This is a genomic window from Longispora albida DSM 44784, assembly GCF_000379825.1.
In the GTDB taxonomy this organism is placed as follows: Bacteria; Actinomycetota; Actinomycetes; order Mycobacteriales; family Micromonosporaceae; genus Longispora; species Longispora albida.
Genome location: NZ_KB903825.1, coordinates 191,569 through 216,067, shown reverse-complemented (window position 1 = coordinate 216,067; position 24,499 = coordinate 191,569). Strand labels below are relative to the sequence as shown.

The window sequence follows — 24,499 nt, the reverse complement described above, 5'->3', positions numbered from 1 at the left end:
GCCGCTACGGCAGGTTCCCTTCGCGCTCCGGCCCCAGGGGGCCTCCGCGCAAAGCGAACCGCGGCCAGCCCGCCAAACCTGTGCCCGGGCGCCGTTACCGTTGCTACGTCTGCCGGCGCTTCACGGTTAGCCCGGTTGTGGTCGTTGTGGAAGAACCCGATGGGGGTCACGGAGACTGCTTCGGGCTTAGCTGCGGTGCTATGGGTTGATTTGCCGAGACGCGCGGCGGTGCGCGGTCATTCCAGCAGTGCGCCGTCCAGGAGCGACAGCCGGCGTCTGCTGTCCTCGTCGGTCGGTGTGTACACCACCATCCTGGTCTCCGGCGGGGTCGGCATCCCGAAGGTGGTCGAGACGAGCCGGATCTCGCCGTCGGCCCGGGGATGCCGGAAGATCTTCACCCGTGAACTGGAGTCGGCCACGTCGTGCGCCGACCACAGCCTGACGAACTCGGGACTGGCCGCCGACAGCCGGCGGACGAAGTCCGTCCAGGCCGGCTCGCCGACGTGCGCGCCGAACCCCGCCCGCAGCCGGGCCACCATGAACGGCAGGTCCTGCTCCGGATTCACGTACGGGCTGCGCTTCGGCGGGCACATGAACGTCTGCCAGATCGCGTTACGTTCCGGCTCGGGCGCCGCGCACAGGTTGGGGAACAGGCGCCGGTACGGCTCGTTCCAGGCGAGCAGGTCGTAGCGGGTGTTGTAGACGCAGCCCAGGAGCGGCGCCAGCGCGTCGAGCACGGTCTGCACCTCGTCCGGTACCTGGCAGCCGCCGTCCGGCGCTGGCGGGGCTGACGTGATGTCGGCGAGCTGGTAGAGGTGCATACGCTCGGCCGCGTCGAGGCGCAGGGTGCGGGCGATGGCGTCGAGCACCTGCACGCTGGCGTTGATCGGCCGGCCCTGCTCCAGCCAGGTGTACCAGGTGACGCCGACCCCGGCGAGCTGCGCCACCTCCTCGCGGCGCAGCCCGGGGGTGCGGCGGCGGGCGCCGGGCGGCAGGCCAGCGGTCTCGGGGCTGATCCGGTCGCGGCGGCTGCGGAGGAACGCGGCGAGCTCCGTGCGGCGGGTGGTCACCGGACCATGATGCGGGCCGGGGGACACCGGTGCCAGGTGCTGGTGGTACCAGGATGATCAGGCTCTCGTTACCGGTACCCGGTTCCGGGCACGCTCAGCACCATGACCGCAACCATGATCGAACCCGCGCCGCCCCGCACCCGGCGGCGGGGCGCGCTGCTCGGCACCGTCCTGGCTGGACAGTTCATGGCCATCCTGGACGTGTCCATCGTCAACGTGGCCGCTCCGGCCCTCAAGCAGGATCTGAACGCCTCCGGCTCGGCTCTCCAGCTGATCGTCGCCGGGTACACGATCGCCTACGCCATGCTGCTGATCACCGGTGCCCGGCTGGGTGACCTGTTCGGCGCGCGGCGGATGTTCACGACCGGGCTGGGCCTGTTCACGGTCGCGTCCCTCGCGTGCGGGCTGGCCGGGGACGCTGGGGCGCTGATCGGGTTCCGGCTGGCGCAGGGTGCCGGGGCGGCGCTGATGGTGCCGCAGGTACTCGGCGTGATCCAGCGCGAGTTCACCGGCGGTGCCCGGGCCAGGGCGCTGTCGCTGTACGCGGCGGTCATCGCCGGCGGGGCCGTGGCCGGCCAGGTACTCGGCGGGGTGCTGGTCAGTGCCGACCTGTTCGGTACCGGCTGGCGGCCGGTGTTCCTGGTCAACGTGCCGGTGGGCGTGATCCTGCTGGTCGCGGCGGTGAAGCTGCTGCCGGCCCAGCAGGCCACGGCGGCTGCGGGTACGCGGCGCCGGCGGCTCGACCTGGCGGGCGTGGCCACCCTGTCTCCCGCCGCGCTGCTGCTGGTCGTGCCGCTGGTCCTCGGGCACGAGAACGACTGGCCACTGTGGGGCTGGCTGAGCATGGCCGCCTCGGTGCTGGTGTTCGGCCTGTTCGCCGTGACCCAGCGCCGGTCGGCCGACCCGCTCGTGTCCGGCCGGCTGCTGCGGTACCCGGGTGTGCTGACCGCCGCGGCCGGCATCTTCATGCTGATGGCCTCGTACGCGGGATTCCTGTTCACGCAGGCCCTGCACCTGCAGTCAAGCCGGGGTTTCAGCCCGCTGCTCGCCGGGGTCGCGTTCGTCCCGGGGGCCGGGGCGTTCGCGATCGCCAGCCTGAACTGGCGGCGCGTCCCGGCCCGGTGGCACGGCCTGATGATCCCGGCCGGGCTGGTGCTGGCCGCCGGCTGCTACGCGCTGCTCGGCCCGGCGACCGGGCACGCCACGCACTGGTACCAGCTCGCGCCCACCGGTGTGGGCCTCGCGCTGGGGCTGGGTGTCGCGTTCACCCCGATGCTGAACCGTGGCCTGCGGGACGTGCCCGTGGCGGAGGCCGGCGACGCCGCCGGGCTGCTCGCGATGCTGACCCAGCTCGGCCAGGTGATCGGCGTGGCCACCGTCGGCTCGTACTACCTGACCGAGCTGCGCGCCGAGGACGGCCCGGCGGCGATGGGCAGCGCCGGCCTGGCCCTGGCCGGGGTCGCGGCCGTGGCAGCGCTCTTCGCGCTCCGCCTCCGCCGCAGCTGATGTCCCAACACGTCCCAACTACTGGGCTGACCGTGAAGCGCCGGCAGACGTAGCAACGGTAACGGCGCCCGGGCACGGGTTGGGCGGGCTGGCCCCGGTTCGCTTTGTGCGGAGGCCCCTCGGGCCGGAGCGCAAAGGGAACCTGCTCAAGGGGCCAGCCCACTCAACCCCAGTTACTCTTTAGTAATGCGCACGCATGAGGTGACCAACCAGGTACCGCCGCTGGAGAACTTCGACGCAGCCGAGGACGCAGCCCTGCTCGAAGGGCTGGAGCGGGAGGGCGCGGGCTGGGCAGCGGCCGACGTGCGCGCGCTGGGTGAGCTGGCAGGCAGCGCGCACGTGCTGCACCTTGGCCGGCAGGCCAACACGTATCCGCCGGTGCTGCGGACGCACGACCGGTACGGGCACCGGGTGGACGAAGTGGACTTCCATCCGGCGTACCACGAGCTGATGTCGGTGGCTGTCGCCAGCGGGCTGCACGCCGCGCCCTGGGCCGACGACACGAAGGGCGCGCACGTGGCCCGGGCGGCCAAGTTCTTCGTGTGGAGCCAGGCCGAGGCCGGGCACGGCTGCCCGATCTCGATGACCTACTCGGTCGTTCCCGCGCTGCGCCGCAACCCGGAGCTGGCGGCGCGGTACGAGCCGCTGCTGACCGCCCGCACCTACGATCCCGGGCTGCGCGCCCCGCTCACCAAGCGCGGGCTGATCGCCGGCATGTCGATGACCGAGAAGCAGGGCGGGTCGGACGTCCGCGCGAACACGACGGAGGCCGTGCCGGCCGGCGACGGCACGTACCTGCTCACCGGGCACAAGTGGTTCACGTCAGCTCCGATGTCCGACCTGTTCCTCGTGCTGGCCCAGGCCCCGGGCGGCCTGTCGTGCTTCGTGCTGCCCCGGGTCCTGCCGGACGGCTCGCGCAACGCGATGCGGCTGATGCGGCTCAAGGACAAGCTCGGCAACAAGTCGAACGCCTCGGGCGAGGTCGAGTACGAGGGCGCGTCCGCCTGGCTGCTCGGCGGCGAGGGCGACGGCGTGCGGACCATCATCGAGATGGTGAACATGACCCGGCTGGACTGTGTGCTCGGCGCGGCCAGCGGGATGCGGGCCGGGGTCGTGCGGGCGGGGCACCACGCCAGGTACAGGAGGACTTTTGGCCGTGAACTGATCGACCAGCCGCTGATGCGCAACGTGCTCGCTGACCTGGCCCTCGAATCGGAAGCGGCGACGACAGTCGCCCTGCGGCTGTCCGGCGCGACCGATCGCGGCGAGACGGACTTCCGCAGGCTGGCCCTGGCCGTCACCAAGTACTGGGTCTGCAAGCGCGGCCCGGCGCACGCCGCCGAGGCCCTGGAATGCCTGGGCGGCAACGGTTACGTCGAGGACTTCGACATGGCCCGCCTCTACCGGGAGGCCCCGCTCGTCTCGATCTGGGAAGGCTCCGGGAACGTCGCCGCGCTCGACGCGGTACGGGCACTCGGCAAGCCTGCCGCTGTCGAGGCGTTCCGCGCGGAGCTGTCCGGAGCGCGCGGCGGCAACCGGCACTTCGACGCGGCGCTGTCAGCCCTGGCGTTCAGCCCGGAGGAGAGCAACGCCCGTGTGCTGGTCGAGCGGCTCGCCCTGTTGTTGCAGGCTTCCCTGCTCATCAGGCACGCCCCGGCCGCCGTCGCCGACGCCTTCTGCGCGTCGCGGCTCGGCGGCGAGTGGGGCCACGTCTACGGCACGCTGCCGTCCTCTGTGGACTTCGGCGCGATCCTGGACCGTTCGCTGATCTGACTACGCTGACTTGCGGGCGCGCTTGGCCGGGGCGGGCACGGCCTTGAGCGCGCGTTTCGCCGCGGCCTTCTTCGCGGGTGCCTTCTTCGCCGGAGTGGCTTTCCTGGCTGGCTTCTTCTCTGCGGCCGCCGGGCTCTTGGCCTGCTCGACGCTCGCCTTGAGCGCGGCCATCAGGTCGATCACCTTGCCCTCGGCCATGACAGGTGCCTCGGGCGCGACGACCTCGCGGCCGGCGATCTTCGCGTCCACGACCTCCTGGAGCGCCTTGCGGTAGTCGTCGTGGTAGTCGGAGGGCTCGAAGTCGCCGGTCATCGTCTCGATCAGCGACTCGGCCATCTTCAGCTCCTGCGGCCTGACCTTCACGTCGTCGTCGAGGAAGCCGAACTTGGGCTTGCGGATCTCGTCCGGCCACAGCATGGTGTTCAGGACCAGGACATTCTCGTGTACCCGGAGGGTCGCGAGCGCCTCCCGCTGCCGCAGGGCCACCTTCACGATCGCGACCTTGCCGCCGCCGGCCAGCGCGTCGCGGAGCAGGACGTACGGCCGGACGGCCGCCTCGGCCGGCTCCAGGTAGTACGCCTTGTTGTAGAGGATCGGGTCGATCTGCTCGGCCGGCACGAACTCCAGTACCTCGACGGCCCGTGAGCTGGACAGCGGCAGGCCCTTGAAGTCGTCCTCGTCCAGGAGCACCAGGTCGCCGCCGCCGAGGTCGTAGCCCTTCACGATGTCGGAGTAGCCGACCTCCTTCGCGCAGACCTCGCAGACCCGCTTGTAGCGGATCCGGCCACCGTCCTCGCGGTGCACCTGGTGGAACTTCAGGTCCTTCTCCTCGGTCGCCGAGTACAGCTGGACGCCGATGGACACGAGCCCGAAGGAAACAGCGCCCTTCCAGATCGCCCTCACCTGTCCAGGATGGCACCACGACCCGCCCTGAACTGCGAAAATCGGCTCATGTTCCCGCCGATGCTGGCGACTCCGGGGCCACTGCCCTCCGGTCCCGAGTGGGTGTTCGAGCTGAAATGGGACGGGGTGCGGGTGGTCGCCACGTTCGACCCCGGCCTGCGGCTGAGTGCCCGTTCCGGCACGAACGTCACTTCCCGGTACCCGGAGCTGAGCGGCCTCTCGCTCCCGCCCGGCACGGTGCTCGACGGCGAGGTCGTCGTGCTCGCCGACGGCAGGCCGAGCTTCGAGCTGCTCGCCGAGCGGATGCACCGGGACCGGCCACCGGCGGCGCTGGCCGCCCGGCTGCCCGTCACGTACCTGATCTTCGACCTGCCGTACCTGGCCGGCGAGAACCTGTGCGAGCTCCCGTACGAGGAGCGCCGGGCGCGGCTGGACGAGCTGGGGCTGGCCGGGCCGCACTGGGCGGTGCCGCCGGCCTTCGACGACGGGCCGGCCACGTACACGGCCTCGGCGCAGCTCGGGCTCGAAGGCGTGGTGGCCAAGCGCCGCACCTCGCAGTACCGGCCGGGGCTGCGGAGCGCCGACTGGGTCAAGTGCAAGAACGAGTCCACGATGGACGTTCTCGTCGGCGGGTGGCGGCCGGGGGCGCGGCGGCTGGGGGCGCTGCTCGTCGGTACAGAGGAAGAAGAGGGCCTGGTCTTCCGGGGCAGGGTCGGGGGTGGCATCTCGGCGGCCACGGAGGAACGGCTGCTCGGCCTGCTCGAACCGCTCGCCAGGCCCACCTCGCCCTTCGCTGAGGCCCTGCCGCCGGAGGATCGGCGTGGCGCACGCTGGGTCGAGCCGCTGATCGTGGTGGAGGTGGCCTACGGGCAGCTGACCAACGCCGGGCGGCTGCGCTTCCCCCGGCTGCGCAAGGTCCTCGACCATGAGTAGGGACGCGAAGGTCAGGGTCGAGGTCGAAGGCCGCGTCCTCACCCTGTCGAACCTGGACAAGGAGCTGTACCCGGGGGTCACGAAGGCCGAGGTCATCGACTACTACCGCCAGATGGCACCCGTGATCATCCCGCACCTGTCCGGCAGGCCGGTGACCCGGATCCGCTTCCCGGACGGCGCGCTCGGCAAGAGCTTCTTCGAGAAGCAGGCCCCCAGCCACACCCCGGACTGGGTCCCCACGCACCGTGACGGCGACGTCGACTACGTCCTCGTCGAGGAACTGGCCACGCTGGTCTGGCTCGCCAACCTCGCGGCACTCGAACTCCACGTACCACAGTGGAGGGCCGGAACGCGCAAGCATCCCGACCGGCTCGTCATCGACCTCGACCCCGGCCCGCCCGCCGGGCTGGCCGAGTGCTTCGCCGTCGCCGCGCGGCTCCGCGACCGGCTGGCCGCCGACGGCCACGAGGCGCTGCCGAAAACGAGCGGGCGCAAGGGCATGCAGCTCATGTGCGCGCTGGAGGGCACGTCCACCGCCACCGTCGTGTCCGAGTACGTGAAGGGGCTCGCGGAGGAGCTGGAAGCCGAGACGCCAGAGCTGGTGGTGTCCAGGATGGAGCGGGCGCTCCGGCCGGGCAAGGTCCTCGTGGACTGGAGCCAGAACAACGCCGCCAAGACCACGGTCGCCCCGTACTCGCTGCGAGCCGGGGCCGTGCCGACCGTCTCCGCGCCCTTCAGCTGGGACGAGGAACCCCGGCTGCTCGGGACGGCCGAGGTCCTGCAACGGATTGTGACGACGGGGGATCTGTTCAGTTCCCTCCTGGGTATCGGAATTTAGAGTCGGCGGTGCCCATGCTCGGGCACCGTCGGTCACGAGGTCAGTACTTCTTAATTAACCCTTAAGCCGAAAGCCTTTTCGTCTTAAGTAAGAGTTCGGCTATCTTGCGTCACCCCCTCGATTTCGGAGGGCTCGCCTGGTGTCCCCTCGGCACCACCGGGTTATCGGAGGACGCATTGTTTCCCCTCACAGCCAGCAGGCTGCGGCGCTCCACTGTGGCCGCTGCCGCCCTCGGCGCCGCGCTAGCCTTCGCGGCCTCCCCAGCCGGGCTCTCCCCGGCGGCCGCCGCGCCGTCCGGCTCGACCGCCTGGGCGGCCGGCACCCGCGCCTACCTGGTCATCGTCGCCCCCGGTGACACGACTGCCGCCCGCACAGCCGTCACGAACAACGGCGGCACCGTCTTCTCCTACTACGACGCGATCGGGGTCGTCGTCGCGCACTCGACCTCGTCGACCTTCGCCAGCACCCTGCGTGGCGTCTCCGGCATCCAGAAGGTCGGCGCGACCCGGACCACGGACGTGCCTGCCGACGCCTACAACCCGGCCCTCCCGGCCAACCCCGCCCAGCAGACGACGACCCTGACCGAGTCGAACCGCTGGGACATGACCCAGATCAAGGCCGACCAGGCCTGGGCCGTGAACACCGGCTCGTCCACCGTCAAGGTCGGCATCCTCGACACCGGCGTGGACGACCAGCACCAGGACCTCGCGCCGAACTTCAACGCCGCCGACTCGGTCTCCTGCGCCTACGGCAAGACCGACACCCGGACCGGCGCGTGGCGTGACGTCGGCACGCACGGCACCCACGTGGCGGGCACCGTGGCCGCCGCGAAGAACAGCAAGGGCGTCATCGGTGTCGCGCCGGGGGTGAAGATCTCCTCCGTCCGGATCGCCGAGCCCAGCACCAGCATGTTCTACGCGGAGAACACCATCTGCGGCTTCATGTGGGCCGGTGACCACGGCTTCAAGGTCACCAACAACAGCTACTACACCGACCCGTGGATGTTCAACTGCCCGGACAACCTCGACCAGGCAGCGATCATCGAGGGCGTCAACCGCGCCCAGCAGTACGCAGAGGGCAAGGGCTCGCTCCAGGTCGCCGCCGCCGGTAACTCCAACTACAACCTGGCGAACAAGACGACCGACTCGTCGAGCCCCAACGACTCGACCCCGGTCACCCGCACCATCAACAACTCCTGCATCGACATCCCGACCGAGCTGCCGGGCGTCGTCACGGTGGCCGCGATGGGCAACGGCACCAGCCTGAAGGCCTCGTACTCCAACTTCGGCTCGAACATCATCGACGTGGCGGCTCCGGGTGGCGACGGCTCGTCGGGCGTGTACTCGACGCTGCCGGGTGGCAAGTACGGCAACATGAACGGCACCTCGATGGCCTCCCCGCACGTCGCGGGCGTCGCGGCGCTGATCGCCAGCGTCAACCCGACCTTCACCCCGGCCGACATCCGGGCCAAGCTGGCCACCCAGGCCAACGACACGGCCTGCCCGTCGGACAGCCGGTGCACCGGCACCACCGCGAACAACTCGTTCTTCGGTGAGGGCCAGGTCGACGCGCTCAAGGCCGTCGGCACCACCGTGCCGCCGGGCAAGTACTTCGAGAACCTGACCGACGTCACCATCAACGACAACGCCACGGTGGAGAGCTCCATCGCGGTGACCGGCGTGACGGGCAACGCCCCGGCCACCCTCAAGGTCGGCGTGGACATCAAGCACACCTACCGCGGTGACCTGATCATCTCCCTGGTCGCCCCGGACGGCTCGGTTTACCTGCTCGAGGACATCACCAACAGCGACGGCGCGGACAACGTGATCAAGACGTACACGGTGAACGCGTCGGCGGAGGTCGCGAACGGCACCTGGAAGCTCCGCGTCCAGGACGTCGCCAGCCAGGACGTCGGCAGGATCGACGCCTGGAACCTGACCTTCTAGTCACACCGGCTCCGGGTACCCCGCGCGCATCGGGGTACCCGGGTTCAGCCGCTTCCGGGGAGCGTGCCGCGTGCGGGAGGCTCCGGCCACGCTCCCCGGAAGCTCACAGCGGCTCCGGTCAGCGGCCCTTCGCGGCCTCGACGAGCGCCGTGATGCCCGCCGTGACGTCGGCCGGCGACCATTCCAGCGCACGCTCCGCGATCGTCACCTCGGCCATCGAGTGGCCGGGCCTGCCGGGTTCGCGCCAGCCGCCGATCGTCCACCAGCCCAGCTCCTCGGCCACGGTCAGCACCGCATCCTGGAGCGCCTTCGCCGGGTACGGCAGCCACACCTGGAACTGGTGGGTGTGCGGGACGGCCGGGTAGACCTCGGCATGCTGGCCCAGCGCGGCAGCCACGACCTTCGCGTGAGCCACGTACTCCGGCAGCCTCGGCAGGATCGTGTCCAGCCCCGCCAGCGCGGACATCGCGGCAGGCCACTGCTGGAAGAGCTGCCCGCCGTACCGGTGCCGCCACGTCCGCGCGTCCCGGAGGAAGTCCTCCGAACCGGCCACCGCCGCGCCCGACAGCCCGTTGAGCGTCTTGTAGAACGACACGTACACGCTGTCGGCGAGGGCCGTGATCTCGGGCAGGGTGTGCCCGAGGTGCACAGTGGACTCCCAGAGCCGCGCCCCGTCGAAGTGGACGACGGCCTCGCGGTCACGGGCGGCGGCCACCGACGCGGTCAGCTCGTCCCAGCTGGGGAGCACGAAGCCGGCCTCGCGCAGCGGCAGCTCAGCCATGAACGTGCCGAAGGACTCGCACTCGGCGATCTCCGGCGGCGTGGCCAGCCGGGGGGCCTGCGCCGGCCAGACGGAACGCAGCCCGGACAGCGCCGAGTACGCATGCCGTTCGTGGACCTCCGGGTGGTGCAGCGGATGCATGGCCACGACCGGGTTACCGGTGCGTTCGGCCCACACACGCAACGCCACCTGCTGGGCCATCGTGCCGGTGGGGAAGTAGAGGGCGCCCTCGGTACCGAGCAGGCCGGCGACGCGTTCCTCCAGGGTGGTCAGGGCCCCGCCCTCGCCGTAGACGTCGGGGAGCGGATGGCTGGCCGCGTACTCCTGGATAGCCGCCAGCCGCTCGGCCGGCGACATCCACCCGCCACCGGACAGCAGCCGTTCGCTGGCACGCATCAGCCGGACCCGGCGCTCGGTCGCGGTCTCCGTCATCTCTCAGGCTCCTGCGTCTCGGGGTTCGGTCATGAGGAGGCCGGCGGCGCGGGACGCGTCGGCGTGCGGTACGAAAAGGTGATCATGAAAATAGCCCGCGACGACGTTGCAGCTGATCCCGGCCCCGGCCAGCCTCGTCGCGACCGCCGCCGTCAGGCCCACCGCGTCGAGCGCCGAGTGCACGCGGAGCGTGAGCCAGCCGGCCACGTACTCGTAGGGCAGGCCGTGCCCGTCGGCCTCGGCGCGGGGGAGTACGAGCGTCAGGCCCTCCCGTTCGGCCACGGTGACCACCGGGTGGACGCCGTCCGGCTGCTGCCCGTCCGGCACCGTCACGAACACGTACTCGCCGTCGTGGACCTCGGGGTCCATAGTGGACAGCAGGGTCGCCAGGTCCTTCTCGCCCGCCATGCGCGCTCTAGTCCCCGGCTTCCGACACGGCCTCGGCCAGTGCCGTGGCTGTCCGGCCGACCAGTGCGCGCCCGTTGTCCAGGATCAGGATCGGCCGCTGGATCAGCTCGGGATGGGCCGTCATGACGGAGATCCAGCGCTCCGGGGCCTCGTGACCCCAGTCGGCCAGGCCCAGCTCCTTGGCGGCCGGCTCGCCGAGACGGCAGATCTCCCACGGCTCCATGCCGAGCTTGGCCAGGACCTCGCGCAGCTCGGCCTCGGTCGGCGGCTGCTCCAGGTAGGGCCGGAGGGTGTACGGGACGTGGGCGGCGTCGAGCGTCTCGCGTGCGGCGGCACACTTGCTGCACGCCGGGTTGTTCCAGATCTCCATCGGGTCATTGTGCCTGGCCAGGATGCCGGTACTCGCTCGTACCCGCGAGGAGTCAGCGCACCGGCCAGGCCAGCAGCTGCCCGTCGTCGCCCCCGCTCAGCAGCAGCGAGCCGTCCGGCGTGAACGCGAGGGCCTGGACCCGGCCCGTGTGCCGGCTCTGGCTGTCGGTGATCTCGCCGTCCGGCAGCCGGAAGATGTCGACGTACCCGGACAGCATGCCCAGTGCGACGTGCTCCCCGTCGGGATGGAACGCCGCCGACCAGTACTGCTGGGCCTCCTCGCCGAAGATGTCCGGCAGGTGGGGCCCGGCCGCACCGGCCTTCCACACCACTGTGGAGCGCGCGTCGGCGTCGATCGCGAGGACGTACCCGCTACCGGGGGCCTGGCCGAGCCAGCGCAGCCGCTCGGGGGCTCCGGTGAGGACGGCCTCGGCGGGGCCGCCGCCGATCGGGTACACCCGGACCTCGGGATCGCCCGTGCCACCGACCGTGAAGCTCTTGCGGTCGGCGCCGAGGGAGATGAGCGGGGCGAGGCTCGGCTGGTTCGGCAGGCGGGGAGCCGGGGGGTCGAGGCGCCACAGGAGCTCCGGGGCCGCGGAGTCCAGTGCGTACAGCTCGGTCTGGGTACCGCTGCTGGCCAGGAGGCCCCCGCCCAGCTCGGCCCAGACCACGTCGCCGGGGACGGGTTCCGTCCGGGTTCCGTCCGGCGCTATGAGGACGAGCCGCTGCCGGCTGAATCCGGCCAGGGCCACCCGCCCGGCCTCGTCGCGCACCAGGACCCGGCAGGTGTCCTCGCCGAGCAGGTCCCCGCCGGGCCCGTCCAGCGGCGACAGATCGGGCAGCGCCCAGCGGCTGAGCGCGGGCTGGCCGTCCTCCGAGGCCTGGCCGGCCAGAACTTCGGAGCCGTCCGGCGCCACGGCCAGGCTCGTGACCAGGGTCGGATTGGCCAGTGCGGCCCGCGAGGGCTGGTCGAGTCTCATGTCAGCGGCTTGTCCTTGTCATCGAGGAGCGGCCTGCCGTCGATCCGCTTGGCGTTGGGCACGCCGCCGTCGGCGAGGGAGCTGGTGAACCCGGGATCCAGGTCGCGCTGCTGGCCGAACTTGTGCCCGCCGGCCTGGAGACTCGCGTTGACCGACTTGGTGATCAGGCGCCACTTGTTCTGGTCGACGCAGTGGGCGCGCCGCTGGTCGTCGCTGATCTTGTGCCCGTCGGACTTCCAGTGCTCGGCCAGCGGGACGGAGTGGTCCACCTCGTACGCCGTCGCCGCGACCTCGGAGGCCTTGAACTTCTTCGCGTCGAACCTGGCCAGCGCGTTCTCCGGGAGCTGGTGGAGCTTGTCCAGCTTGACGAGCTTGGCCCGGGCGGCTGGGGTGTACCCGCCGGCCAGGATCGCGGTCACGTTGTTCACCAGCTTCGTCTTCTCCGCGTTCCGCCAGTTCGTCGAGGCGGCCTTCCAGCCGCTGCCGAGCACGTACAGCCTGGTCCGGACATCGTATCCCGGCGGGAGGCGCCTTTTGCCCGGTGTGTCCACGAACTGCTTCATGCTCTTGAGCTTGCGCAGGGCCACGATCTGCTTGGCGAGGAGCTGCTCGATCGGCTGGTAGAGCTTCTGCTCCTTCTCGGCGAGCAGCTGCTTGCTGAGCGCCTCCGCCTCGGCCTTCGTCTTGATCCGGCCGTCCTTGACCCGGCGCTGCACCCGCTCCTTGACGGCCTTCTCCGCCTTGGCCTTGCCGGACTTCCACTTCGCCTCGGCCCCGGCGATCAGGCCGAGCTGCGTCTCGATCTCACCGATCGCCGACAGCGCCCTGGTCTTCTCCGAGCCGGTCAGCTTCCCGGCCTGGCCCTTGAGGGTGCTCATCACGGCGCGGACCTCGCCGGCGAAGGCACTGGCGATCATGACCTTGAGGCCGGAGTCGCTGGCCTGCGCCGTGAGCGTGTGCGGCTCGCCGGAGGCCATCGCGAACGGCTTGGCGATGCTCTTCGGCCGGATCTTCTGCGCCACCCAGTCGAAGATGGCCTTCGCCTTCTTCTTCACCTTGGCGAACAGCTTCTTGCCTGCCTTGACGACCGTGCCGACGACCGAGTCGATGACCTTGTTCACCGGGGCCTGGATCTTCTCCAGGATGCTCTTGATCTTGTCGGAGATGCCGCCGAGGCCGAGCAGGCTGGCCAGCATGCCGATCACCATCGGCAGCGCCTTGGCCAGCGCGTTCTCGATCAGGCCCACCACGCCGCCGGTGCCGCCGCGGGCGATCGACTCGATCGAGTCGAGGACCGAGTCGACGAACTCCTTGATCGCAGCGGCCTTCTCGACGAAGAACATCACGATGTTGTAGATCGCCTGGCAGGCCTTGATGAACGCTGCGGCCGGGTTCAGCATGCTGATCAGCCAGACGATGCCGGCCTTGATGATCCGCTCGATCACGAAATCCTTGATCTGGCCGAGGACCATCTCCTTCAGGTCGCCGATCTTCTCGACCACGTACTTCCACAGCCCCGGCAGGCCCTCGGTCACCAGGATCTTCACGATCTCGAAGCCCTGCTCGAGCCGCTGCATCACCGGTTCCGGGATGAACTTCAGGATCCGGGTCCGGACGTTGGCCCAGGTGAGCCCGAGGATCGACAGGACCATCTTCAGGATGCCCCTGATGTCGAACGTCTCGGGGATCTCGATGCCCGCGCTGGCCAGGTTGCCGAGCAGCCAGGCCTTGAGCCCGTTCTTGAGGTGGGTGACGATGTTGGCGCCGAAGGCCATCACCCCGCCCTTGACCGCGCTGATCAGGTTGCCGAGGAAACCGATCGGGTCCTTGATGATCAGTTCGATCGCACCGGCCGCGCGGGCCAGCACGCCGAGCAGCATGTCCTTGAGTTTCTTGATCGTCTCGATCGCCCCGCCGACTGCCTCGGCGGCCTGGGCGACCCAGCCCTTGTTCTCGTCCTGGAGCTTCTTGATCTCCTCGTCGACGGCGTTGCGCGCCTCGGCGTACTTGGCGGCCAGGTCGTCCACCAGCGACTTCTGCTTCTCGTCCACGGAGGACTCGAGCTCGGTGAACTGGTCGGTGAACTCCTTCGCCGCCTCCCCGGCCAGCTTGCGCAGGGCGGGACCCTGGGAGTCGACATGCGCCTGTACCTGGGCCTTGCCGGTGGCGATCCTGGCCTTGGCCTCGGCCAGCTTGGCCCCGACGAAGTCGGCGATCGAGGAGATGACGGCCTGCATCTTCGCCTCGTAGACCTTCTTCGCCTCCTGGAAGATCTGGTTCGCCTCGGACGGCAGCCCGGCGAACAGGTCGTAGCCCCAGCGCAGCGCCCCGCCGGCGCCCCCGTACCGCTCGTCCTTGTACTTCCGCATCCGGGTCTGGTGCTCCCGGGTGAACGCGGACTTGGCCTCGGCCTCCCCGGCGGCGAACCGCTCGTCGACGCCCGGGTCGATGCTGGCCAGGATCGCCTCGGTGTCCGTCTTCGTCCTGTCGAAGATGCCCTTGATCTCGCCGGCGATGCGCGCCCGGTCCTGCTCGTCCTTCGTCTTGGTCGCGTTGCGGGCCTGCTCGCCGCGCTGCCCGGTACCGGCGTGCGCCCCGGTCATCCCGGCGACCGTCTCTGCCCCGCTGGCCTGTGCGGCCGACTGCGCGCCGGCGAGCTGCTGCGTCTCGGCCGCGCGTACCTGGGCCGGAGCCGTCGCGGCGTGCTCCTCGGCCTGCTTCTTCTGGTCGAGCGCCCCGGTGAACTCCGGCTCGTTGGACCTGGCCAGCTGATCCTCGGTGACCCCGGCCCCGGCCATCTTCGCGTTGTTCTCGCACGGCCCGGCGCGCAGGTCGGTCTGCTCGGCCGGGGCCTTGTCCGGGATGGCCTTCTTCGGGTCCGGGGCCCCCAGCACGGGCGGAGCCGGCTTGGGTGGCATCGGCGTGACGGGCTTCTCCACGGCCTTGCTGGTGTCGGGAGCCTCCTTCGTCTTGTCGGTGACGTCCTTCGCCGAGGAGTCCTTGCCCTGGCTGACCTTGCCCATCACGTCCGACTTGATCTGGTCGGCCTTGCCGGACGTCGCGAACTTGTCGGCCTCGTCGAGGTTCTGCGGAGCCTGCTTGGCGATGGCGGCGTTGACAGCGGCGATGAAGGCCGCCTTGTCGAAGCCACCGGGCTTGGCCTCGGCCATCTTCCCGGCCTGGGCGGCCTTGGCCTGCGCCTCCTTGTCCTCCGGCGGGGCGACGGCCGCGTCCTGGGCCTTCTTCACCTCGGCGGCGGCCGGCGGGTGGGCCTTGGCCGTCTTCGCTTTGGCGCCGATGTCGCCCTTCAACGCGGCGAACTTCGGGTCGGCGGCCGGGGTCTTGCCCTCGGGGGCTGGTGCCGGGGCCGGGCAGTCGGCGCGCTGCACGTCGAGCAGGCTCGCGACGGCGGCGTTGCCGGCCCCGCGCTGGAGCCGGAGCAGGGCGATCGGGGCCGCCTGGCGCACCGGGGCGCGGCGCGGCCTGACCGGCCCGGCCTTCTCCCCGGGCTCCTTCTGCGCCCGCGCCGTCACGCCTCCAGCCTCAGGGCAGCAGCAGATCACGAGCAAGAAGCGAAAGGGCAGACCTGCCAGGCACGGCCGGACATCCGGTTGCTGCGCCTGCCAGATGGTAAAGCTGTACTTCTAAGGGCAGGAGCATGTCCGCAGTGGTTCAGACCGAAAAGAACAAGACCCGGATTTCCGGTTGCGGGGGCTGCGAGACTCCACTTCATGATTTTGTACGCCGTTGGCACCGCCGGCCTAGTCCCGGCTGACCTCGCAGGCTTCTTCGCCGGCTGGCCAGCCGCACCGACTCCCGAGCAGCACCTCGCCGTGCTGGACGGCAGCTACCGCGCGGTGATCGCCCGCGACGGCGAGGACGGGCCGGCCGCCGGGTTCGTCAACCTGATCAGCGACGGTGTGCTCACCGGCTTCATCCCGTGGCTCGAGGTCCGGCCCGAGTACCAGGGCCGGGGCATCGGGCAGGAACTCGTCCGGCTGGTCCTCGCGGAAGCGGCACACTTGTACTCCGTTGACCTGGTCTGCGACGCCGGGCTGAAGCCGTACTACGAGAAGCTCGGCCTGTTCGCGCTCACCGGCATGGCCCACAGGAACCGTGGCGCCCTCGGCGGCTAGTTGTACCGTCTCCCACCATTTACCAGGTTCTATGCGTCCGATGGGTGACTCCGGAACCGGTAACCCATAACTACTGTCTGCGGCGTTGTGTTCACCATATGAAGGGGAACCGCAATGCGCAGCAGATACGCACCGCGCAGAACCCTCGGCGCTGCGGCACTTTCGCTAGCCCTGCTCCTCGCCCAGGCCGGCGTGGCAACCGCCGCGCCGGTACCGGGAGTGAATGTCCATTACACCACCGACGCCCAGTTCGACCAGGGCGTCCTCGACGATGTCAACCACAACGCCCCGGGCGGTAACCAGCTCCAGCTGGACAAGGCCCAGGCGTTCTTCCCGTTCGTCAACGTCGCGGCTTCCGGCCGGGGCACGATGATCCGCGCCGACGTCAACACCGGTGCGATCGTCGGCGAGTGGCTGTCCGCACCGGCCGGCCGGTTCCGCAACCCCTCGCGCACCACAGTGGACAGACTGGGCAACACCTGGCTGTCGAACCGCGACGAGGCCGACGGCGGCAAGGGTTCGGTCACCCGGGTCGGCGTGCTGATCGGCGGCACGCGGGTCAACGCCGACGGCAGCCCGAACCCGGCTGGTGACTACCTGGCCGGCCCGTTCGCGTACAACACGTGCGCTGACCGCGACGGCGACGGCCTGATCGCCACGTCCCGGGGGCTCGGCGACATCCGGCCGTGGACGAACGCCGGCGGGGCCGACAACAACGGCGGCGTGAGCACTGCCGCCGACGAGTGCGTCGTCAACTACACCCGGGTCAACGGCAACAACACCCGGACCGTCGCCGTCGACGCGAACAACGACGTGTGGACGGGCGGCTCCGACACCGAGCACGAGAAGGTCAGCGGGGCGACCGGGCAGCCGGTACCCGGCACGGCGTTCAGCCTCGGCTGCGGCGGGTACGGCGGCCTGATCGACAAGGCCGGCACGCTGTGGTCGGCGCGGTACGGGGCGAACCTGCTCCGGTACGTGCCCGGCTCCGGCGGGGCCTGCCTCGACACGTCACACGGCGACTACGGCCTCGGCATGGACCCGGTGACCGGCGAGATCTGGCACACCACCCTGTCGTCGGGCCGGGTCGTCAAGCTCCGCCCGGACGGTGTCGTGCTCGGCAGCTTCCCGCACGGCAACACCTACGCCCAGGGCGTCGCGGTGGACGGCAAGGGCAACGTCTGGGTGGCCCACTCGATCCTGGGCGCGCAGACCACTGTCGGCCACCTGCGTACCGACGGCACGTTCGTCGGCAACGTCACCCTGCCGGGCGGGGCCGGCCCGACCGGTGTCTCCGTCGACACCAACGGCAAGATCTGGGTCGCGAACCTGAACACCAACAACGCCATGCGGATCGACCCCGACGCGGGGCCGGTGGGCGGCGGCGGGTTCACGGTCGGCGCTGTCGACCTGACCGTCGACCTGGGGGCCGGCTCGGCTCCGTACAACTACAGCGACATGACGGGTTCGGTGCTCGGCGAGATCACCGCGCCGCAGGGCACGTGGACCGTGGTGCAGGACTCCGGCCGGTCCGGTAACCCGTGGGGCAAGGTCACGTGGAACACCGAGCCGCAGGGCAGCGTCCCGCCCGGCACGTCGATCACGGTGGAGGCGCGGGCCGCCGACACCGAGGCCGGGCTGCCGGGGCAGTCCTATGTGCCTGTCGGCAACGGGTCGGTGTTCAGCATGGCCGGCCGGTACATCCAGGTGCGGGCGACGCTGAAGGCCAGCCCGAACGGCACGAGCCCGATCCTGTCCGACCTGCGGATCCAGGGCCTGAAGCGTGCGGGCACGTTCTCCTGCCAGGCCACGGCGCTCAACCTGGCCGGGATCGTCGTCGCGCAGGCCAACCCGCCGGACGTGCCGTGCGCCGACGACCAGAAGACCGTCGCGAACGTGAACCTGAACGCCGGCATCGTGACGGTGAGGCTGACCGCGCTGGACGCGAAGACCAACGTGACACCGGACAACCAGTCGCTGCCACCTGGCATCGGCGACAACGCGGTGTCGACGGTCCGCGTCGAGCAGAGCCGGATCACCGCCGGGGCGATCGTGCCCCTGGTGACGATCGAGCTGGGCGTTATCCAGTCCCGGGCGTCGGCGACCTGCCAGAACGGGCCACACGGGCCAGCGCCGGCCTTCGAAGGCTGGTCACACATTGCCAGCCTGAAGATCAACGGCCTGGCGGTCGAGGTGGGCAGCGCGCCGCTGACCATCCCGCTGGTGGTGGGTGAGCTGCGGCTCAACTACACCTACGTACGCGGCAACGAGATCCTCCAGCAGGCGGTCGCGCTGGACACGCTGCTCACGGACGTGGTGATCGGCGAAGCCAAAGCCAACACCGAGGGCAACCCCTGCGGGCTGACAACCTAGGGAATGGGACCCCTCATGCTGCTATGGCAGCATGAGGGGTCCCATTTAGGTAAGTACAGGGCTTACCTCTTCTCGTACAGGGCGAAGGCCGCGCCCTGCGGGTCGGTGACGATCGCGAACCGGCCGCCACCCGGGATCGGGGCCGGCGGGACGTGCTGGGCGCCCCCGAGGCTGAGGACCTTGGCCACGGACGCATCGACGTCGGCTGTGCCGAAGTAGACCATCCAGTGTGGAGGGACGCCCTCCGGGTACCCGGTCATGTCCATGATGCCGCCGAACTCCGTGCCGTCCTTCGAGACGTGCACGTAGTCGCCCTCGGAGGCGCTCCAGCCGAAAACGGTGCCGTAGAAGGCTTTCGACGCCGGGATGTCCGGGCTCGCCAGATCCATCCAGGCGAACGTGCCGGGCTCGCCGGTCCGGCCGAAGCCGGCGAACGCCAGCGGCTGCCACACCCCGAACGCCGCACCCTGCGGGTCGACCAGCACCGTGAACCGGCCCAGGTCGCCGACGGTCTCCGGGTCGAAGAGCACCTGACCGCCCGCCTCCTTGACTGCTGCGGCCGTGACGTCGGCGTCCTCGGTTCTCAGGTACATGCTCCAGGCCACGGGCTGGGCCGGGTTCATCAGGGGGCCGACGCCGCCGGCGGGCTGGCCGCCGAGGTGCCACTGCGCGTACCCGCCGAACTTCTCGTCCGGCTCGGTGGCCGCCCAACCGAACAGCGCGCCGTAGAAGGCGCGGGCAGCCTCCGGGTCGGACGTGCCGAGGTCAGCCCAGCAGGGCGTACCGGTTCCGGTGCCAGTCATGTCATTCCTCGTCTTCTTCCGCCTCCGCCTTGACGATGGCGATGTTGAAGTTGGCGGTGCCGAGGGCCTGGTACAGCGACACCCACAGGGGAACGTACATCTCGGCGGTGCGCGCCGAGCGGATTCCGCCGAGATCGATGAGCCGCCCGGCGGGCCAGCCGAACTCGCCGAGCAGCCCGGCCACGGTCTTCTTGGCCGCCGGGTCCTCGCCGGAGAGGAAGAGGACGTGCTCACCCGGTACGAGATCGGGGTTGACCATGACGGCGGCCGTGACGGTGTTGAGCGTCTTGACCACGCGGGCCTCGGGGAAGGCCGCCTGGATCTGCTCGGCCAGGCTGTTGGTGTTGGCGACCGACAGCACCGGGGGGAAGCCGCCGGAGAAGTCGAGCGGGTTGGTCACGTCGGCAACGACCTTGCCGGCCAGGTTGTCCTGCCCGCCGTCCGCGGCGGCCAGCGCACTGAGCGCGTGCACGCCGGCCGTCGCGTTGATGACGATCTCCCCGTGGCTGGCGGCGTCGGCGAACGTGCCGGCCCGCCCGCCGTTCGCCTCCGCCCACGCCGCTGCCGTCTCGTTGGCCGCGTCACGTGCTCCCATGACGACGCTGTGCCCCAGGTCAGCCAGCCGGGTCGCGATGGCCTGGCCCACGCTGCCAGTCCCGAGTACTCCGATATCCATAGTGAGCAAGGGTAGTCACGCCGCGACCGCGAGCGTCAGGCCGAAGCGATGCCCCGTGTCCGTCCACCACCGCACCGGGGTGAAGCCGGCGTGCCGCAGCTCGGCGGCGATCCCGGCCTGGCGGAACTTCGCCGACACCTCGGTGTGCAGCTGCTCGCCCGCCGCGAACTCGACCGTCATGTCCAGCCGGCGCAGGTGCACCGTCATGGGCCGCGAGGCCCGCAGGCGCATCTCGATCCATTCCTGGTCGGCGTCCCAGTGCGCGACGTGGGAGAAGGCCTCCGGCTCGAAGTCGGCGGCCAGCTCGGCGTTGAGCCGGTGCAGCACATTGCGGTTGAACTCGGCCGTCACGCCCTGCGCGTCGTCGTAGGCCCGGACGAGGACCTCGGGATCCTTGACCAGGTCGGTGCCGAGCAGCAGCCACTCGCCGGGGTCCAGCGCCGAGCGCAGCCCGGACAGGAACTCCTCGCGCTCGGCCGGGATCAGGTTCCCGATCGTCCCGCCGAGGAACGCCACGAGCCGCTGCCCGCCGCGCGGCAGCCGGTTCAGGTGCCGGGTGAAGTCGGCGACGAGCCCGTGCACCTTCATCGCCGGGTACTCGGTGGCCAGCGCCGCGGCAGCCTCCCGCAGCGCCGTGGCCGACACGTCCAGCGGCATGAAGCAGTCAGGCTTGATCGCGTCCAGCAGCAGCCGGGTCTTCTCCGAGGAACCGGAACCCAGCTCGACCAGGGTCTTCGCGCCGGAGGCCTCCGCGATCTCCGGCGCGTACGCCGCGAGGATCTCGCGCTCGGCCCGGGTCGGGTAGTACTCGGGCAGCCGGGTGATCTCCTCGAACAGCTCCGAGCCGCGCGCGTCGTAGAACCAGCGCGGGCTGAGCCACTTGGGCCGGGCGGTCAGGCCCGACATGGCCTCGGCGCGCAGCTGGCGGTTCAGGTCGCTGGCGTCGAGGTACAGGTCGATCTCGGTGAGGGCCATCAGAGAGCCTCCACGATCGTGCTGTCCCGGGTCACGACGACGATCCGCTGGTCGTCGGCCTGCTCCCACACGGACTGGTCACCGAAGGGCTCGGAGGCGACCCGGCCACGGGCCGTCCACAGTGAATGGCCGCAGGTGCTCGCCACGATCCGCTCCCCGTCGGTGAGCAGCAGGTTGAGCCGGGCGGTCGGCGCGGCCTCGTGGACCTCGGTGACCGTCGCTGCGACCGCCTTCACCGGGTCCACTCCGGACCGGAGCCGGTCGCGGACCAGCGCCCACAGCAGCGCCGAGTCGGTCGGAGCCTCCATCGCGATCAGGTCGAGGGCCGGTAGCCGGCCGGCGATGTCGGCGACCACGTCGGGCCAGCCACGGATCACGCCGTTGTGGCTGAACAGCCACTGCCCCTCGGTGAACGGCGCGCACGCCGTCTCGATGACGGGCATGCCGGGCGTCGCGGCCCGTACCGCGCCGACGACAGCCTCCGAGCGGATGGACCTGGCGAGGCTCGCGAAGTTCATGTCGCCCCAGACCGGGACCGCGCGGCGGTACCTGACCGGTGGCGCGCCGTCACCCGGGTACCAGCCGACGCCGAAACCGTCCACGTTGATCGTGCCGCCGCCCCGCATGTCGAGCGGGTTCCACGACTGCCGCTTGAGCGAGTGCTCCGGGTCGAAGAGCAGTTCTGCGAGGGTGACGGGTTCGCCGAGGTACGCGAGGTGACGGCACATGCGGTAGCTCCGTTCGTCGTGGGTACGGTTAGGCGTCGCGGGCGCAGCGGAAGCCGGCGAAGATCTGGCGGCGGATCGGGTAGTCCCAGTTGCGGAAGGTGCCCCGGCAGGCGGAGGCGTCCGTGCCGAACGAGCCGCCGCGCAGCACCCGGTACTCCGGCCCGAAGAACACCTCCGAGTACTCCCGGTAGGGGAAGGCCCGGAAGCCCGGGTACCCGGTGAAGACGGAACTGGTCCACTCCCACACGTCGCCGATGAGCTGGTGGACGCCGAGGGGGGAGGATCCGGCCGGGTACGCGCCGGCCGGCGCCGGGCTCAGGTGCCGCTGGCCGAGGTTGGCGTGCTGGGGCGAGGGTTCGTCGTCGCCCCACGGGTACCGGCGGGACCGGCCGGTCGCCGGGTCCCAGCGGGCGGCCTTCTCCCACTCGGCCTCGCTCGGCAGCCGTTTCCCGGCCCAGGCGGCGTACGCGCTGGCCTCGTGCCAGGACACGTGCACCACCGGCTCGTCCGGGACGCGTTCAGCCGTGCGGCCGAAGCGCGTGTACGTGCCGTCCGGCCCCCAGTGCATCGGCCCGGACAGGCCAGCCCGCTGGCGGTGCGCCCAGCCGTCGGGCGTCCACCAGCGCTCGGTGTCGTAGCCGCCGTCGGCGATGAAGGCCTCGTACCCGGCGTTGGTCACCGGGGCCGCGTCGATGAAGAAGGAGTCCACGTCGACGACGTGCGCGGGGCGCTCGTTGTCGAGGGCCCAGGGCTCAGCGTCGGTACCCATCGTGAACTGTCCACCCTGGACGAAAACCTCGCCAGTGACCGGTGATCCGGCAGGTGGCGGCGGGGCGGACAGCACCGGCGGCCCGGAGCGGAGCTGGTGCGTGGCGAGCATCGTCTCGTCGTGCTGCTGCTCGTGCTGCACGATCATGCCGAACACGAAGGCGCCGGTGACGAGCGGAGGCCCGTCGAAGGACATCACGTCCAGAGCGTCGAGGACCCGGTCGCGCACCTCGCGGACATAACCACGGGCCTCGGCCGGGCCGAGCAGCGGCAGGGCCGGCCGGTCTGCACGCGGGTGCCGGAAGGCGTCGTAGAGATCGTCGATGTCGGCCCTGACCGGCGAGCAGCCGCCGGCCCGGCGCAGCAGCCACTGTTCTTCCTGGTTGCCGATGTGCGCGAGGTCCCAGACCAGCGGCGACATCAGGCGGGAATGCTGCCGGGTGAGATCGTCGTCGCCCACGGCGTCGGTCAGCAGTGCGCTCCGTGCCCGGGCTCGCTGCAACTCCCCAGCGACCCGGGCCCGGAGATCATCCGGGTCGGTCAAGAGAAACCTCCTCGCCGACCCCCATTCTTCCCCACCAGCAGGCCCATCTGAAGGAAAAGATCGCCGTTTCGGCACTTTTCCTCGGTCCGGGCAGGGTTGAAGGTGCGGGCAGCGGGGTAACCCAAAGATCATTTTCTGGTACCTGCTGCCCGGCACCCCTTCCCTCCGCCCCCGACCGGCTGCCCGGCCCGCGCGGGCCCTACCCCCGCGGGTGGTACGACCTCGGGTCCACCAGCAGTGGCACGCAGAACGAAGCGGCCACCGCGTCCCAGCGGACGAACCTGGCGTTGGTCGCCTCGCGCTCGCCACCCGGCTCGGCCTCACCGTCGTGCACCACGAGCATCCCGCGCGGGTAGTCCCGGCCGAGCGGCACGTTGATCACGGCGGCCCCGTCCGAGTGCTCGGCCCCGGCCACCCTGAACGAGCCCAGGTACCGGTTGCCGCCCGACCGCGTGTACACGGCGAACGTCGAGTCGCCCTGGCTGGACGCCAGCACGTAGCCCTGCCCGTCGCGGCCGTGGTAGATCGTCACGCCCTCGGCGTCGGCGGCCAGACGTGTGCCCCCGTACCCGGGATCGGCCCCGGCTGCGCACTCCTCAGTCTCAGGATCGAAGGTGGCGGGCACGCCGTACTCGCGGACCCGGTCGATCAGCGTCTCCGCGGCGAACCGCCCGCCGGACACCCCGATCCGCCACAGCCCGACGTCCTCCTGGCCGGCGTAGAGGACCCTGGTCACCTGGTCCACGGCCATGCCCTCGACCTGCGGGCGCTCGCCCGGCTCGGCGCACGGCGTCCACGACCCGCCGTCCGGCAGCGTGAACGTGGCGGGCAGGTCCAGCGTGTCGGCGGTCCGGTAGCTCACCCGGCCGCCGGCGTCGGCCAGCCTGAGCAGGGCGAGCCGGGTCTCGTGCCGGCGGCTGACCACCACATAGGACGATCCGCGCTCGGTGAAGGCCGCCAGCCCGTACGCGGTCCGCGCCTCGTCGACCTCTTCCTCCGTCGCCGAGAACACGCGTGGGGCGTCGGCGGCCGTGACGTCGGTCAGCGGCGGACGGCCGGGCCGGTCGGCGACGGCGTAGGCCCGGATCCGGTCCCGGCCCCGGTCGGACACCACGAACAGGTCGGTCCGCCGCCCGGCGAGAACGAAGCCGTAGACGACGTCCACGTTGTTGAACCTGCCCGGCTCTGCCTCCTCACCCGGAGCGGCCGGGGCCGGGATGTGCTGGACGAGCCGCCCCCTGAGGTCGTAGACCCCGAGCCCGCCCTCCTTGAGGGTCAGCGCGACCAGGCTCCGCGCCGGGTCGGACGGGTGCACCCAGACGGCCGGGTCGTCGGCGTTGGCGTTGCCGCCGGCCTCGTCGTCGTAGACCACCGGGGTCTGCGCGACGACGGGGACGGCAGGCAGGGTGCCGGCCCAGGCCGGCTGTGCGGGGACGAGGCTGGCGGCGAGCAGTACCGCTGCCGTCAGGGTTGTCCCGTGTGAGATACGCATGGCCCCCGATGCTGGGGTCCGCGGGTTAATGGCCGGCGGCGCGCGGGTGTCGGCGGCCTGGCGAT

Annotated in this window: 19 protein-coding genes and 1 pseudogene; 7 read left to right on the top strand and 13 right to left on the bottom strand. The window is 70.8% G+C overall.

The genetic code is table 11. From position 1 onward, the window contains the following. Positions 1 to 236: 236 nt before the first annotated feature. Positions 237 to 1,070: a helix-turn-helix transcriptional regulator gene (locus A3G1_RS0114705; RefSeq protein WP_018350242.1), complete on the bottom strand. Its 834-nt coding sequence runs from the start codon at positions 1,068 to 1,070 to the stop codon at positions 237 to 239. Between the two features lie 102 nt (positions 1,071 to 1,172). Here A3G1_RS0114705 and A3G1_RS0114700 point away from each other — a divergent pair, with 102 nt between their 5' ends. Further along, positions 1,173 to 2,576 (top strand): MFS transporter, encoded by a 1,404-nt coding sequence (locus tag A3G1_RS0114700; RefSeq protein ID WP_157641144.1) that lies wholly within the window; start codon positions 1,173 to 1,175, stop codon positions 2,574 to 2,576. 186 nt (positions 2,577 to 2,762) lie between these two features. Then, on the top strand, positions 2,763 to 4,349 hold the full coding sequence (locus tag A3G1_RS0114695) for an acyl-CoA dehydrogenase family protein (protein WP_026212142.1): 1,587 nt from the start codon (positions 2,763 to 2,765) through the stop codon (positions 4,347 to 4,349). On the opposite strand, the pseudogene ku reads toward A3G1_RS0114695, so the two are convergent. Further along, a pseudogene (ku, locus tag A3G1_RS0114690) lies at positions 4,264 to 5,252 on the bottom strand (non-homologous end joining protein Ku); the annotation flags it as partial. The gene A3G1_RS0114695 and the pseudogene ku sit on opposite strands and share 86 nt — an antisense overlap. Positions 5,253 to 5,300: 48 nt before the next feature. Between ku and ligD (A3G1_RS0114685) the strand changes: the two are divergent. From ligD (A3G1_RS0114685) to A3G1_RS0114675, 3 genes are all read left to right on the top strand, one after another. Further along, complete coding sequence (gene ligD, locus A3G1_RS0114685; RefSeq protein WP_018350238.1) at positions 5,301 to 6,185, top strand: non-homologous end-joining DNA ligase; 885 nt, start codon at positions 5,301 to 5,303, stop codon at positions 6,183 to 6,185. Then, entirely contained in the window at positions 6,178 to 7,023 is an 846-nt protein-coding gene (ligD, locus tag A3G1_RS0114680; RefSeq protein ID WP_018350237.1) for a non-homologous end-joining DNA ligase, read from the top strand. Before ligD (A3G1_RS0114685) ends, ligD (A3G1_RS0114680) begins: the two co-directional genes overlap by 8 nt. A 176-nt stretch (positions 7,024 to 7,199) precedes the next feature. Then, positions 7,200 to 8,969, top strand: a complete 1,770-nt coding sequence (locus A3G1_RS0114675) for a S8 family peptidase (RefSeq protein ID WP_211216312.1) — start codon at positions 7,200 to 7,202, stop codon at positions 8,967 to 8,969. Positions 8,970 to 9,087: 118 nt separating this feature from the next. Here A3G1_RS0114675 and A3G1_RS0114670 read toward each other — a convergent pair whose 3' ends face one another. The 5 genes from A3G1_RS0114670 to A3G1_RS34910 are packed head-to-tail and all read right to left on the bottom strand — an operon-like array spanning position 9,088 to position 15,472. After that, positions 9,088 to 10,182, bottom strand: coding sequence for a threonine aldolase family protein (locus A3G1_RS0114670; RefSeq protein ID WP_018350235.1), 1,095 nt, complete (start codon positions 10,180 to 10,182; stop codon positions 9,088 to 9,090). A 3-nt stretch (positions 10,183 to 10,185) separates the two neighbouring features. Continuing rightward, a complete protein-coding gene (locus A3G1_RS0114665) occupies positions 10,186 to 10,590 on the bottom strand; it encodes an ACT domain-containing protein (protein ID WP_018350234.1) in 405 nt (134 codons plus the stop codon). Positions 10,591 to 10,597: 7 nt separating this feature from the next. Beyond that, positions 10,598 to 10,960, bottom strand: a complete 363-nt coding sequence (locus A3G1_RS0114660; RefSeq protein ID WP_018350233.1) for an ArsC/Spx/MgsR family protein — start codon at positions 10,958 to 10,960, stop codon at positions 10,598 to 10,600. A 52-nt stretch (positions 10,961 to 11,012) separates the two neighbouring features. Continuing rightward, positions 11,013 to 11,939: a WD40 repeat domain-containing protein gene (locus A3G1_RS34915; RefSeq protein ID WP_018350232.1), complete on the bottom strand. Its 927-nt coding sequence runs from the start codon at positions 11,937 to 11,939 to the stop codon at positions 11,013 to 11,015. Then, the gene (locus A3G1_RS34910) at positions 11,936 to 15,472 is read right to left on the bottom strand and encodes a phage tail protein (protein WP_051110536.1); all 3,537 of its coding nucleotides are present in this window, start codon (positions 15,470 to 15,472) and stop codon (positions 11,936 to 11,938) included. The genes A3G1_RS34915 and A3G1_RS34910 overlap by 4 nt, the downstream gene beginning before the upstream one ends. Positions 15,473 to 15,670: 198 nt before the next feature. Between A3G1_RS34910 and A3G1_RS0114645 the strand changes: the two genes are divergently transcribed. Continuing rightward, on the top strand, positions 15,671 to 16,075 hold the full coding sequence (locus A3G1_RS0114645; protein ID WP_040478399.1) for a GNAT family N-acetyltransferase: 405 nt from the start codon (positions 15,671 to 15,673) through the stop codon (positions 16,073 to 16,075). Positions 16,076 to 16,189: 114 nt separating this feature from the next. Continuing rightward, positions 16,190 to 18,448: a Vgb family protein gene (locus A3G1_RS0114640; protein ID WP_211216311.1), complete on the top strand. Its 2,259-nt coding sequence runs from the start codon at positions 16,190 to 16,192 to the stop codon at positions 18,446 to 18,448. 62 nt (positions 18,449 to 18,510) lie between these two features. Here the strand turns inward: A3G1_RS0114640 and A3G1_RS0114635 are convergent, their stop codons facing one another. From A3G1_RS0114635 to A3G1_RS0114610, 6 genes are all read right to left on the bottom strand, one after another. Continuing rightward, positions 18,511 to 19,251: a VOC family protein gene (locus A3G1_RS0114635; RefSeq protein WP_018350229.1), complete on the bottom strand. Its 741-nt coding sequence runs from the start codon at positions 19,249 to 19,251 to the stop codon at positions 18,511 to 18,513. 1 nt (position 19,252) lies between these two features. After that, positions 19,253 to 19,927 carry an NADPH-dependent F420 reductase gene (locus A3G1_RS0114630; RefSeq protein ID WP_026212139.1) on the bottom strand — a complete coding sequence of 225 codons (675 nt, stop codon included), beginning with the start codon at positions 19,925 to 19,927 and terminating at the stop codon, positions 19,253 to 19,255. A gap of 15 nt (positions 19,928 to 19,942) precedes the next feature. Further along, positions 19,943 to 20,902: an L-histidine N(alpha)-methyltransferase gene (egtD, locus tag A3G1_RS0114625; protein ID WP_018350227.1), complete on the bottom strand. Its 960-nt coding sequence runs from the start codon at positions 20,900 to 20,902 to the stop codon at positions 19,943 to 19,945. Further along, a complete protein-coding gene (egtC, locus tag A3G1_RS0114620) occupies positions 20,902 to 21,630 on the bottom strand; it encodes an ergothioneine biosynthesis protein EgtC (RefSeq protein ID WP_018350226.1) in 729 nt (242 codons plus the stop codon). Before egtC ends, egtD begins: the two co-directional genes overlap by 1 nt. Before the next feature lie 28 nt (positions 21,631 to 21,658). Continuing rightward, positions 21,659 to 22,942 (bottom strand): ergothioneine biosynthesis protein EgtB, encoded by a 1,284-nt coding sequence (egtB, locus tag A3G1_RS0114615; protein WP_018350225.1) that lies wholly within the window; start codon positions 22,940 to 22,942, stop codon positions 21,659 to 21,661. Between the two features lie 199 nt (positions 22,943 to 23,141). Then, a complete protein-coding gene (locus tag A3G1_RS0114610) occupies positions 23,142 to 24,434 on the bottom strand; it encodes a phytase (protein ID WP_018350224.1) in 1,293 nt (430 codons plus the stop codon). Between the last annotated feature and the right edge of the window lie 65 nt (positions 24,435 to 24,499).

What these genes read in the sequence shown, in the direction of transcription:
- A3G1_RS0114700 (WP_157641144.1), top strand. Translation starts at nt 1,173, where the DNA reads ATGACCGCAACCATGATCGAACCCGCGCCGCCCCGCACCCGGCGGCGG.
- A3G1_RS0114695 (WP_026212142.1), top strand. Translation starts at nt 2,763, where the DNA reads ATGCGCACGCATGAGGTGACCAACCAGGTACCGCCGCTGGAGAACTTC.
- ligD (WP_018350238.1), top strand. Translation starts at nt 5,301, where the DNA reads ATGTTCCCGCCGATGCTGGCGACTCCGGGGCCACTGCCCTCCGGTCCC.
- ligD (WP_018350237.1), top strand. Translation starts at nt 6,178, where the DNA reads ATGAGTAGGGACGCGAAGGTCAGGGTCGAGGTCGAAGGCCGCGTCCTC.
- A3G1_RS0114670 (WP_018350235.1), bottom strand. Translation starts at nt 10,182, where the DNA reads ATGACGGAGACCGCGACCGAGCGCCGGGTCCGGCTGATGCGTGCCAGC.
- A3G1_RS0114665 (WP_018350234.1), bottom strand. Translation starts at nt 10,590, where the DNA reads ATGGCGGGCGAGAAGGACCTGGCGACCCTGCTGTCCACTATGGACCCC.
- A3G1_RS0114660 (WP_018350233.1), bottom strand. Translation starts at nt 10,960, where the DNA reads ATGGAGATCTGGAACAACCCGGCGTGCAGCAAGTGTGCCGCCGCACGC.
- A3G1_RS34915 (WP_018350232.1), bottom strand. Translation starts at nt 11,939, where the DNA reads ATGAGACTCGACCAGCCCTCGCGGGCCGCACTGGCCAATCCGACCCTG.
- A3G1_RS0114645 (WP_040478399.1), top strand. Translation starts at nt 15,671, where the DNA reads ATGATTTTGTACGCCGTTGGCACCGCCGGCCTAGTCCCGGCTGACCTC.
- A3G1_RS0114640 (WP_211216311.1), top strand. Translation starts at nt 16,190, where the DNA reads ATGCGCAGCAGATACGCACCGCGCAGAACCCTCGGCGCTGCGGCACTT.
- A3G1_RS0114635 (WP_018350229.1), bottom strand. Translation starts at nt 19,251, where the DNA reads ATGACTGGCACCGGAACCGGTACGCCCTGCTGGGCTGACCTCGGCACG.
- A3G1_RS0114630 (WP_026212139.1), bottom strand. Translation starts at nt 19,927, where the DNA reads ATGGATATCGGAGTACTCGGGACTGGCAGCGTGGGCCAGGCCATCGCG.
- egtD (WP_018350227.1), bottom strand. Translation starts at nt 20,902, where the DNA reads ATGGCCCTCACCGAGATCGACCTGTACCTCGACGCCAGCGACCTGAAC.
- egtC (WP_018350226.1), bottom strand. Translation starts at nt 21,630, where the DNA reads ATGTGCCGTCACCTCGCGTACCTCGGCGAACCCGTCACCCTCGCAGAA.
- A3G1_RS0114610 (WP_018350224.1), bottom strand. Translation starts at nt 24,434, where the DNA reads ATGCGTATCTCACACGGGACAACCCTGACGGCAGCGGTACTGCTCGCC.